The sequence below is a fragment of the Enterocloster alcoholdehydrogenati genome, assembly GCF_013282095.1.
GTDB lineage: Bacteria > Bacillota > Clostridia > Lachnospirales > Lachnospiraceae > Enterocloster > Enterocloster alcoholdehydrogenati.
Window position 1 is genome coordinate 15,579 of the sequence record NZ_BLTJ01000016.1, and the last position, 11,081, is coordinate 26,659.

At 48.8% G+C, this 11,081-nt stretch carries 8 protein-coding genes; 4 read left to right on the forward strand and 4 right to left on the reverse strand.

Annotated features, from left to right (window positions below; genetic code table 11):
• Positions 1 to 5: 5 nt before the first annotated feature.
• Together nuoF and HW447_RS15605 are read left to right on the forward strand one after the other, a co-directional pair.
• Positions 6 to 1,796: an NADH-quinone oxidoreductase subunit NuoF gene (gene nuoF / locus HW447_RS15600; protein WP_176256045.1), complete on the forward strand. Its 1,791-nt coding sequence runs from the start codon at positions 6 to 8 to the stop codon at positions 1,794 to 1,796.
• Positions 1,797 to 1,813: 17 nt separating this feature from the next.
• A complete protein-coding gene (locus HW447_RS15605; RefSeq protein ID WP_176256046.1) occupies positions 1,814 to 3,559 on the forward strand; it encodes an NADH-dependent [FeFe] hydrogenase, group A6 in 1,746 nt (581 codons plus the stop codon).
• A gap of 338 nt (positions 3,560 to 3,897) precedes the next feature.
• Here the strand turns inward: HW447_RS15605 and HW447_RS15610 are convergent, their stop codons facing one another.
• From HW447_RS15610 to HW447_RS15625, 4 genes are read right to left on the reverse strand one after another with little or no spacing between them, the layout of a single operon-like run.
• The gene (locus tag HW447_RS15610) at positions 3,898 to 4,458 is read right to left on the reverse strand and encodes a redoxin domain-containing protein (RefSeq protein WP_176256047.1); all 561 of its coding nucleotides are present in this window, start codon (positions 4,456 to 4,458) and stop codon (positions 3,898 to 3,900) included.
• 29 nt (positions 4,459 to 4,487) lie between these two features.
• Positions 4,488 to 5,696 carry a MalY/PatB family protein gene (locus HW447_RS15615; protein ID WP_176256048.1) on the reverse strand — a complete coding sequence of 403 codons (1,209 nt, stop codon included), beginning with the start codon at positions 5,694 to 5,696 and terminating at the stop codon, positions 4,488 to 4,490.
• Positions 5,697 to 5,735: 39 nt separating this feature from the next.
• Positions 5,736 to 6,959 (reverse strand): DUF401 family protein, encoded by a 1,224-nt coding sequence (locus HW447_RS15620; RefSeq protein ID WP_176256049.1) that lies wholly within the window; start codon positions 6,957 to 6,959, stop codon positions 5,736 to 5,738.
• Between the two features lie 58 nt (positions 6,960 to 7,017).
• Complete coding sequence (locus HW447_RS15625) at positions 7,018 to 8,349, reverse strand: APC family permease (RefSeq protein ID WP_176256050.1); 1,332 nt, start codon at positions 8,347 to 8,349, stop codon at positions 7,018 to 7,020.
• A 483-nt stretch (positions 8,350 to 8,832) separates the two neighbouring features.
• Here HW447_RS15625 and HW447_RS15630 point away from each other — a divergent pair, with 483 nt between their 5' ends.
• Together HW447_RS15630 and HW447_RS15635 are read left to right on the forward strand one after the other, a co-directional pair.
• Positions 8,833 to 9,333 (forward strand): MarR family winged helix-turn-helix transcriptional regulator, encoded by a 501-nt coding sequence (locus tag HW447_RS15630; RefSeq protein ID WP_176256051.1) that lies wholly within the window; start codon positions 8,833 to 8,835, stop codon positions 9,331 to 9,333.
• Between the two features lie 163 nt (positions 9,334 to 9,496).
• On the forward strand, positions 9,497 to 11,038 hold the full coding sequence (locus HW447_RS15635; RefSeq protein WP_176256052.1) for a flotillin family protein: 1,542 nt from the start codon (positions 9,497 to 9,499) through the stop codon (positions 11,036 to 11,038).
• Positions 11,039 to 11,081: the final 43 nt, after the last annotated feature.

Genomic DNA, 11,081 nt, shown 5'->3' on the forward strand with positions numbered 1-11,081 from the left:
TACCTATGTATCGTTCACATATACTTGTCTGCGGCGGTACCGGATGTACCTCTTCCGGAAGCCCCCAGATCATGGATTCCTTAAAGCATGAATTAAAACGCCAGGGATTAGAGGATGAGGTGGCCGTAGTTGAAACCGGCTGCCATGGACTCTGCGCCCTTGGCCCCATTATGATCGTTTATCCCGATGCTGCCTTCTACTCCATGGTGCAGCCGGAAGATGTAGCGGAAATCGTCTCCGAGCATCTGTTAAAGGGCCGCGTGGTAACACGCCTTCTGTATCAGGAAACAGTAAGCCCGATGGGAGGCATCAAAGCCTTAAGCGATACGGATTTTTATAAAAAACAGCACCGGATCGCCCTGCGCAACTGCGGCGTTATCGACCCGGAAAATATTGAAGAGTACATTGGAACCGGCGGCTATCAGGCCCTTGGAAAGGCATTAACGGAAATGACGCCCGATCAGGTCATCCAGACCCTTCTTGACGCAGGCTTAAGAGGCCGCGGCGGCGCCGGTTTCCCCACCGGCTTAAAATGGAAGCTCTGCCGCCAGAACGATGCAGATCAGAAATACGTCTGCTGCAATGCCGATGAGGGCGATCCCGGCGCATTTATGGACCGCTCCGTACTGGAGGGCGATCCCCACGCCGTACTGGAGGCCATGGCCATTGCCGGCTACGCCATCGGAGCCAATCAGGGCTATATCTACGTCCGGGCTGAATACCCCATCGCCGTAGACCGTCTGCACATTGCCATCCAGCAGGCCAGAGAGATGGAGCTTCTTGGAAAAAATATTTTCGGAACAGGCTTTGACTTTGATATCGACCTCCGTCTGGGTGCAGGCGCGTTTGTATGCGGCGAGGAAACCGCTCTTATGACCTCCATCGAGGGAAAACGCGGCGAGCCGAGACCCCGCCCTCCCTTCCCGGCCCAAAAGGGACTGTTCGGAAAGCCCAGTATTCTAAACAACGTGGAAACCTATGCAAACATTCCCCAGATTATCTTAAACGGCCCCGAATGGTTTGCTTCCATGGGTACGGAAAAATCCAAGGGAACCAAGGTATTTGCCCTGGGCGGCAAGATCAACAACACGGGGCTGGTAGAAGTTCCCATGGGAACTACGCTGCGGACGGTTATTGATGAGATCGGAGGCGGTATTCCAAACGGAAAGAAATTCAAAGCGGCCCAGACCGGCGGCCCCTCCGGCGGCTGTATCCCAGCCGAACATTTTGATATTCCCATTGACTATGACAATCTGATTGCCATCGGCTCCATGATGGGCTCCGGCGGCCTGATCGTTATGGATGAAGACGACTGTATGGTGGATATTGCCAAATTTTTTCTTGAATTTACGGTAGAGGAATCCTGCGGCAAATGTACCGCCTGCCGGATCGGCACCAAGCGTATGCTGGAGATCCTTACAAAGATCACCAAGGGGCAGGCCGACATGGCGGATCTGGATAAGCTGGAAGAGCTCTGCTACTATGTAAAGAACAATTCTCTCTGCGGTCTGGGACAGACGGCTCCCAATCCGGTGCTCTCCACTCTCCGGTACTTCCGCGACGAATATGAGGCACATATCAAGGAAAAACGCTGTCCAGCCGGCGTCTGTAAGGCGCTTTTATCCTACAACATCGACCGTGACAAGTGCCGCGGCTGTACTCTGTGCGCCCGCAGCTGTCCGGCCAGCGCTATTATCGGCTCCATAAAGAATCCGCACGTCATCGATCAGAACAAGTGTCTCAAGTGCGGCGCCTGTATGGAAAAATGCAGGTTCGGCGCAATCTTTAAGAAGTAAAAGGGAGGGAATAGACGATGGAAACGATCAAACTGAAAATCAACGGCATAGAAGTCACTGCTCCCAAGGGCTCTACGATCCTGGAGGCAGCCAGACTGGCGCATATGGAAATTCCTACCTTATGTTTCCTAAAGGAGATCAACGAAATCGGCGCCTGCCGTGTCTGTATTGCAGAATTAAAGAACGGAAAACTGGTTACCTCCTGCGTATATCCGGCAGAGGAGGGAATGGAAGTATTTACCAACACTCCAAAGGTCATGGATTCCAGGAAAAAGACCATCCAGCTTTTGTTATCCAACCACAACCGTTCCTGCCTATCCTGCGTGCGCAGCGGCCACTGTGAGCTTCAGGAGCTGGCCCATGAGCTGGGAGTGGAGGATGAAGCCTATTATGACGGCGAAAAGACTTCTTCCGAGATCGACACCTCTGCCACCCATATGATCCGAGACAACAGCAAATGTATCCTCTGCCGCCGCTGCGTGGCAGTCTGCGGTGAGGTACAGGGCATCGGCGTCATAGGAGCCAATAACCGCGGCTTTGCAACGGAGATCGGCTCTGCCTTTGGAATGGGACTTGGAGAGACCTCCTGTGTCTCCTGCGGCCAGTGTATCGCCGTATGTCCCACCGGCGCTCTGCAGGAAAAGGACAATACGGATCAGGTATTTGAAGCCATTGCAGATCCTAAAAAACACGTCATCGTACAGACGGCTCCCGCCGTCCGCGCGGGACTGGGGGAGGAATTCGGTCTTCCCATCGGCACCAATGTAGAGGGAAAAATGGCGGCAGCCCTTCGGCGTCTGGGCTTTGACCGTGTATTTGACACCGATTTTTCTGCAGACCTGACCATTATGGAGGAAGCGCACGAATTTTTACAGCGTGTAAAAAACGGCGGCGTTCTGCCCATGATCACCTCCTGCTCTCCCGGCTGGGTCAAATACTGCGAGCACTATTTCCCGGATATGACAGAGCATCTCTCCACCTGCAAGTCTCCTCAGCAGATGTTTGGAGCAATCGCCAAATCCTACTATGCCGAAAAGATGGGAATTGATCCCAGAGAAATTGTAAGTGTAAGCGTTATGCCGTGTACGGCGAAAAAATTTGAAATCGGAAGAGATGACGAGGACGCCGCCGGCGTTCCGGATGTGGATATATCCATCACTACCAGAGAGCTGGCGCGGATGATTAAGAAAGCACGCATCCGTTTTCTGGATCTGCCTGATGAGGGCTTTGATGAACCTTTGGGCCTTGGCTCCGGCGCAGGCGTAATCTTCGGCGCTACCGGCGGTGTGATGGAAGCGGCTCTGCGCACTGCGGTTGAAACGCTGACCGGCGAAGAGCTTCCAAAGCTTGACTTTACAGAAGTCCGGGGCACTGCCGGCATCAAGGAAGCCGTCTATCATGCGGCGGGTATGGATATAAAAGTAGCCGTAGCCTCCGGCCTGGGAAATGCCAGAGAGCTGCTTGAGAGGGTAAAATCCGGCGAGGCTGACTATCATTTGATCGAAATCATGGGCTGTCCCGGCGGCTGCGTCAACGGAGGCGGCCAGCCTCAGCAGCCTGGCTATATCCGCAATACCGTGGATATCCGCAGCTTAAGAGCCAGGGTTCTCTATGACAGCGACAAATCAAACACCATCCGCAAATCCCATGAGAATCCGGCCATCAGGGAGTTATATGAAACCTTTCTGGGCGAGCCAGGAAGCGAACGGGCGCACCATCTGCTCCACACCAGCTATGTAAAGAGAAGCGTGAACCGGCATTGACCATGAGGCAGCATATGCAACAGCTGCATATACCGCCTGGCCACATATTATAGTTAAAATGAAACAGGGCTGTCCTGAATGAATATGTCAGAAGACATATGTTCAGTGGCAGCCCGCTTTTTCAGCACCATTATGGCAGATCTACGAAACTGGTATCATACGCGTATGAAGAGATAATCAAACGGAAAGGTGCTGTATGTTTATGAACACGATTTTTCAGACAATGATGCATAACTTGGGAGTTATGGGCGATTATATAAAATATAAACAATTTGAAATAAGAAAAGGGATTTAAGCGGGAATTTCCCTTTGTCACAGCTTATTTATCAGCCTCCTGATCAGAAGTCTCCTTGTTCCTTCAGCCAGTCTGACAAGGTCTCCGGCGATGGAACGTCATCTACGCTTCTTCCATAATGAGCACGGATAACCCTTCTGTCTCTGTCAATCACAAATACAGCCGGAAGCTGAAGCTCCTCTCCTTCATATTCCCCATGGGAAAATCCTTCCTCCCGCGCGCTTTCAATCTTTTTCATTGTATTCGGGCCAAGCATATCCTCTTTTGACGCGGCCGGCTTGATCCCAAACTGCCTGTAAAGTTTCTGAGCTGGATCACAGATAATTTCAAAGGGAAGCTCCTCTGATTTCAACTGTTCTTCCAGTAAATGGGCATCAGATTGTAAAACAACCATAATTTGTCCCTTTACCTTCCTGATCTCCTCATATTTGACAAGATACTGGTGAATATCATACTGGCATAATGTACAGCCATAGTATCTTAAAAATATAACTGCCGTGTTTCCCAGGCCACGGGACACCGCTTCTGACAGTGTCTTTCCCTTTTTAAAGGGTGTCTCATATGTAAAATCCGGCATCTGACTGCCTGCTGTCAATTTTTCCATCCCTGTATCCTCTTTTTCTGTAATATGTCTTACGCATTAAATACATACCTGTCCAAACGTTCAAAGGCTTCCTTTACTCTCGATAAAGGCAGAGCCAAATTCATTCTTACGTGACACGGGCCGTGGAACATTCTTCCATCCTGCCATGCAACGCCTACGGACCATGCCGCTTTTTCCACATCGTCTATGGTTTTTCCGTGATCCCTGCACCATTTCGTACAGTCTAAAAACAGCATATACGTTCCCTGAGGCCTGGATACTTCCACTCCCTCAAAATGTTCGCGGATATAATTGCAGGCATAATCGATATTACCCGTGATCACCTCCCTGAGTTCATCCACCCACTCATAGCCTTCCGGCTTATAGGCTCCAATCAGCGCGTGCATAGACAGCACATTCATGGCATTATAGTGAGAAAGAGAGGACTCTTTAAGAATACGGTCACGGATGTGCTTATTGTAAATGATGTGGTAGCTTCCTACAAGTCCTGCCAGATTAAAGGTCTTAGACGGTGCATACAGGGCGACAGTCCGCATTTTTGCGTCCTCAGAAACGCTCTGTGTAGGAATATGGGTATAGCCCACAGTCAGCAAATCAGACCATATCTCATCTGAAACAACCATCACATCATATTTCTTATAGATCTCCATAGCTTTCTCAATCTCCCAGCGCTCCCAGACACGTCCACAGGGATTGTGAGGAGAACAGAATACAGCGGCATGAATATTATTCTCCACAATCTTTTTCTCCATATCCTCAAAATCCATTCTCCATACATTCTCATCATCCAGAACCAGATCAGTATGTACAATATGATATCCATTATTGGTCAGACTGTTTGTGAACCCAATATAGGTCGGCTTATGGATCAGGACATTGTCTCCCCTGGAACAAAATACATTCAGAGCGCTGATTACTCCTCCTAATACGCCATTTTCATAGCCAATACATTCGGGCGTCAGTCCTGTTACCCCATTTCTTATCTCATGCCATTTGATAATTGCGTCAAAATACTCCTGGCGGGGCGAGAAGTAACCATAAGCCGGATGGCTGGCTCTTTCATGAATCGCAGCCGGAATCGTTGGAACCGTTGGAAAATTCATATCCGCAACCCACATAGGAATCACGTCAAAGCCTTCCTGGGGTTTTGCTGGAGCCATGCCTCTTGTTCCCAGACCGTCTACCGCTATCGCGTCCATTCCACGTCTGTCCATAATAGATGTAAAATCGTACTTCATATTTTAAATCCTCCTGTTGAAAAATATTTGCTTTACTGTTTAAAATCCAAACAGGCTAAGCACTCCATAGTAAGCGACTGCAATACCCGTAAACAGCAAAACCATCGGTATGGTTTTGCTTACCATTGTTCCCAACGGCACTTTATAATCCTCTGCGCACATTACAAGACATATGTGCGTAGGAGATATCTGCATAGCCACATAACTGATACACATAAGAAGTGTAAAAAGCGCAAGCCCCGTATGCCCCGCAGACACAGCCTCCATTGCCATTGGCATACACAGTACAATCATTGCCTGCGTTCCGGCCACTACGGTTCCAAACAAAAAAATCAGTACAAATACCATAAATACCGGTATCGGAAGCGTAGAAAAAAACTCCGGCAGCTTCATAATCACCCCTGTTTCCGTGAGAAGCTCCTTAAAAATCATCAAAAGCCATGTACTTACAAGCAATCTTGGTTCAAACGCGGAACGAAAAAACGGCACCAGTTCTTTTATTTCAAAATGGTTTACAAATACATTTAATATAATACAAATCCACACCGCGCCCCAGACCGGAAGCCCCAAAACCAAGATCAGAATAATAGTCAGGGCAATCGCCCATATACTCTGTCCAAGCAGTTTCCAGTAATATATCCTTGGCTGATCCGGGATCATCCCTGTGTCTTTTGGAACGCGGCGCAAATAAAAAATCCACCCAACTGCCATCAGCGCCAACACCATGGGAAGCATTGCCAGAATAAAGGCTCCGGCACTGACTCTTCCCTGTGTGATCCCGATAGCGATAAAAATACTTGTATATGTCGGGAGAAAGCTCTCTGAAATATGCCGATAGTACGAGGTAATACTAGCCTGTTCCGGTACTGTCAGATCTGAGTTCTTTACTGCCCCGCGGACAATTGGCCCGCAGATCAGCACGGTACTTGCAGCCGGAAGCATTCCCAGCATAAAAGGCACGATTGAGGCATTGACACGGTTGTTATTAAACAGGCCGTTTAATGCCACCTGCGCATTGCTCAAATTCCTGCGTTTCTCCATCATTCTTTGCAGAAATGTGATAGAATAAAACACCAAAAGACTCTCTAATGTAGTCCAAGCTGTCCCTCCCCTCCAAAATGCCTGCGCCGTTTTTGAAATTGGAAGCCGATAAAGAACAATCGCAGCAAGAGAGGCTGCTGTAACAGCCATCCACATCGGCTTTTTTTTCCACAAAACCCCAATGATTACGGCAAATACAACGATCAGTTTCAGTATATCCATTTTGTGTCATCGCCCTTCCATTTGATTTTGTTACGCAGTCACTTCCCATATACTTCCTCTATGCTTTTTCAAAGCTGACCTCAACATGGGCATATTTGCTGCGCACTGCTCCAAAAATAAATGAACCGATGATAACAACGATATTTATAATAAGCAGACCTGCTGACAGGCGGGATGCATTCAGATAGCAGTTAAAACCAGCAGACACCGTACCTACTGCGGAAGCCAGAATCAAAACGCCCTTGCTGACTTTAAACTTAGAGTGCTCCCATTCCTCCGAGGCAACCATGGGCATTTTAACTGCACTGGCGTTGATCATCATGGTAGTAATGCTGTTTGCCACTACACACATATTGCTCAAAATAGATACGCTTAAGCCTGTAATAATACATACAACCGCAATGACATACAAAATACCCAGAATAATATACGGCGTATTCCATTTGGACAATTTAGCCAGACCGCAGGGCAGCCATCCATCGTCACACGCCTGCATCGTAGGCTTAGGTGCCCAGGCAAACTGTGAGTTGAGCGTTGAGATCAGGGCAAAGCCCGCTCCGCACACCATGAAGAACACATATAACGGCTTTGATAATATTTCCTGCGCCACAAGAGAAAGATTCTGTCCTGCGACCTGTTCAACCGGAAACACACCTGCCGCCACAAAGGCAATCAGAGCATACAGGGCCGCTACCCCCAGTGTAGATATCACGATAACACTTGGTATATCCCTGGTAGGATTTTTGGCCTCCGCCGAAAGGTCAATAATGCAGGTTGCGCCTCCAGTTGCAAAGGTCAGCAGACCGCCTGCCTGAAGAAGCCCCAGCATCCCTCCCGGCATCCACTGCTGCGGATCCATATACCCCGGTTTAATATGCCCGACGCCAAATGCCGCGAATACCCCCAGAGCGAGGATCAGACAGGCAACAATAATCTTCTGCACCTGTGCAAATTTATCAATTCCCATGATGTTTAATACAAAGAAAAGAGTAATGATCACAAGGGCAACCGTCTGCTCACTTCCTATTCCCAGCAGCGATACAAAGTAGCTGGCAAAGGAAAGGGCATACATGGAAAGGCTTAAATTACTGAAAATATAGATAATGCTGTATGCTCCCGCAATCCTCTTTCCTGCCAGCATGGCAACCATAGAATAACGGCCTCCGCGGCAGCGCACGGTGCCGCTGATAAATATCATAGGAATGTACTGACATACGGTAATAACAAAAGCAATAAAAAGTGCCAGAGGAACAGAACGTCCCGTCATGGCGATTGCTGATCCCAGCAGAGTCATAATGCCCGCGCCAATAATCTGGCCAACGGAAGCCCCCATCAGATCCCAAAAACCAAGACACTGCTTCAGCTGTTTTGTAGAACTTATCTTCTCCATATAATTCCTCCTGTGTATAGCCACAAGCCGGGTATATATTTCAACCCCTGTTTTGTGCTTTCACACTATACCCGGCCCAGCAATATTTGCTGCCGTTTACCCCCCCCCCCCATATATATAATAATTATCAGGAGGGAGAGAGGAGGATACCTGTCACCGGAACACTTATACCCCTGCTGCTGTTTCTGAATGATAAGAAACTCCTAACAGCGCCTAAATGATCCGTTTTCCATATTTATTATAACACGTCTGTCATTTTCAAAATATGGAGTCCGCACTAAGTCAAGCCGCTAAACTATTAAGCACATTTATACTATATAGAATTTTGCACTATATGTCAATAGTATTTTTATATTTTTTGTGCATTTTAAATACTTCACTGAATGTGTATGATCTTTTGATCTTCCATTGACACGAAAATTTTACAAAGCTATAATATTCATAGGTTTTGATAATCATTTTAGAGCGAAAGGTTTTAGTCTTATGGATAAACGATATGATTTATACTGTCAAATGATCAACGAGCTGGATGAGGGAAGCCGTTTCATCCAGGAATATGACTCTATCCCCCACGATTACGGCGCTGCCGTCCTCTACCAGGCAGAGTCCCAGATCATCCATTTAGTGGGACGGATCCCTGGAATTACTGCCCGCGAAATCGCAGAGGTCTTCAAAAAAACGCCCAGCGCCTGCTCCCAGCTGATCCGCAAGCTGCGGGAAAAGGGCTGGATTTCCCAGATTCTCAATACGGAAAACCATCGGGAATACAGGCTTTTCCTGACAGATTCAGGGAAAAAGATTTTCAGAGATCACGATGCCTTTGAACAGCGCTGCTATCAGAGAAGCTTTCATCGTCTGGACGGATTCTCTGAAGAGGACTTTAAGACATATATTGCGATACAAAAGTGCCTGAATGAATCCTTTGCCCTGGATGTAGAGGAAAGCCGATGCAATCTCCCGGCAAATAAGCCGGACGATTTATAACTTTTTTCTTTCTTTTTCTGACATTTTCATGAATCATCTATGTCTGAAACGGGTCATATGATAGAATGGTTCCATACAACCTGATGCTTCATCCGACGGCCAGTGGAACTGCCCTGCGTTCCGGGCCGGGGATGGCTGTCTTTTCACTGGAAAGGAGAATTCTATGATCGACCTTCTATTCGGTTTCCTGCCGGCAATCCTCATTATTCTGATCCTCGTTATCATTGTCACCCAGGGCTATGTAAAAGCTCCGCCGGATCACGCCTATATCATCTCCGGCCTCAGGAAGGAGCCGCGGGTACTGGTAGGCCGGGCCGGGCTTAAGATTCCCTTTTTTGAGCAGCTGGATAAGCTGTATCTGGGGCAGATTACCGTGGATATTAAAACGGATGAATTTATTCCCACCAACGATTTCATCAACGTGACCGTGGATGCGGTGGCCAAAATCCGGGTAGCGGATGAGCCGGAACGGATGAAGCTGGCGATGAAGAACTTCCTGAACAAGGAACCTGCCAAGATCGCCATGGATCTGCAGGATTCCCTTCAGGGAAATATGCGCGAGATCATTGGAACCCTGACGCTGCGCGCTATCAACACGGACCGTGACTCCTTCTCTGACCAGGTGATGACAAAAGCCTCCAGAGATATGGAAAAGCTGGGAATCGAAATCCTTTCCTGCAATATCCAGAACGTCACCGACGAACACGGCCTGATCCAGGATCTGGGTATGGACAATACCGCCAAGATCCGCAAGGACGCTTCCATCGCAAAGGCGGAAGCGGAGCGGGATATCGCCATCGCAAAAGCTGCTGCAGACAAAGCCTCCAATGACGCCCGCGTACTGGCGGAAACGGAGATTGCCCAGAAAAATAATGAACTTGCCATCAAGAAGGCAGAGCTGCAGAAGGCCTCTGATACGAAAAAGGCGGAGGCAGACGCCGCCTATGAAATTCAGAAGCAGGAGCAGGAAAAGACCATTCAGACTGCTACCGTAAATGCTCAGATTGCAAAGACGGAGCGGGAAACTGAGCTGCGCAAACAGGAAGTTGCCGTTCAGCAGCAGGCTTTGGAGGCTGAAATCAACAAAAAAGCCGACGCCGACCGATACGCCATTGAACAGGCCGCAGCCGCAGAGCTGACCAGACGCCAGCGGGATGCGGAGGCGAAAAAATATGAGCAGGAGAAAGAGGCGGAAGCAAAAAAGGCTCAGGCAGAGGCCCAGAAATACGCCATGCTGCAGGAAGCCGAGGGTATTCGGGCCAGGGGCGAGGCGGAGGCTGCTGCTATCCAGGCAAAAGCACTGGCAGAAGCGGAAGGCATGGAAAAGAAGGCCGAGGCGTACCAGAAGTACAACAAGGCCGCTATGGCAGAAATGATGATCAAGGTGCTGCCGGAAATCGCAGGAAAGATCGCTGAACCCCTGTCCCAGATCGAAAAGATCACTATTATTGGAGGCGGAAACGGCGATCACGGCGTGGGAGACGTAGCCGGAAATGTACCAGTGGTGATGGCAAAGCTGTTTGAATCCATGAAAGAGGCTACCGGCGTTGACCTGGCAGAAATCATGAAGGCTGATTCATACGATGCCAAGGTAACCCGCAATGTGAACCTGACCGGAGCGCCTGATATTATCCTTGGACAAAATCCTGCAGGCTGTGAAGCTTCAAGGCTAGGAGAGGACGTGTCCGCAGATACGCCAGATTAAACAAAGAAGTGTTTTCCATTGGCCAAGGCCGCTGGAAAACACT

Excerpts from the sequence above, each read along its gene's own strand:
- nuoF (WP_176256045.1), top strand. The coding sequence starts at position 6 with ATGTATCGTTCACATATACTTGTCTGCGGCGGTACCGGATGTACCTCT.
- HW447_RS15605 (WP_176256046.1), top strand. The coding sequence starts at position 1,814 with ATGGAAACGATCAAACTGAAAATCAACGGCATAGAAGTCACTGCTCCC.
- HW447_RS15610 (WP_176256047.1), bottom strand. The coding sequence starts at position 4,458 with ATGGAAAAATTGACAGCAGGCAGTCAGATGCCGGATTTTACATATGAG.
- HW447_RS15615 (WP_176256048.1), bottom strand. The coding sequence starts at position 5,696 with ATGAAGTACGATTTTACATCTATTATGGACAGACGTGGAATGGACGCG.
- HW447_RS15620 (WP_176256049.1), bottom strand. The coding sequence starts at position 6,959 with ATGGATATACTGAAACTGATCGTTGTATTTGCCGTAATCATTGGGGTT.
- HW447_RS15625 (WP_176256050.1), bottom strand. The coding sequence starts at position 8,349 with ATGGAGAAGATAAGTTCTACAAAACAGCTGAAGCAGTGTCTTGGTTTT.
- HW447_RS15630 (WP_176256051.1), top strand. The coding sequence starts at position 8,833 with ATGGATAAACGATATGATTTATACTGTCAAATGATCAACGAGCTGGAT.
- HW447_RS15635 (WP_176256052.1), top strand. The coding sequence starts at position 9,497 with ATGATCGACCTTCTATTCGGTTTCCTGCCGGCAATCCTCATTATTCTG.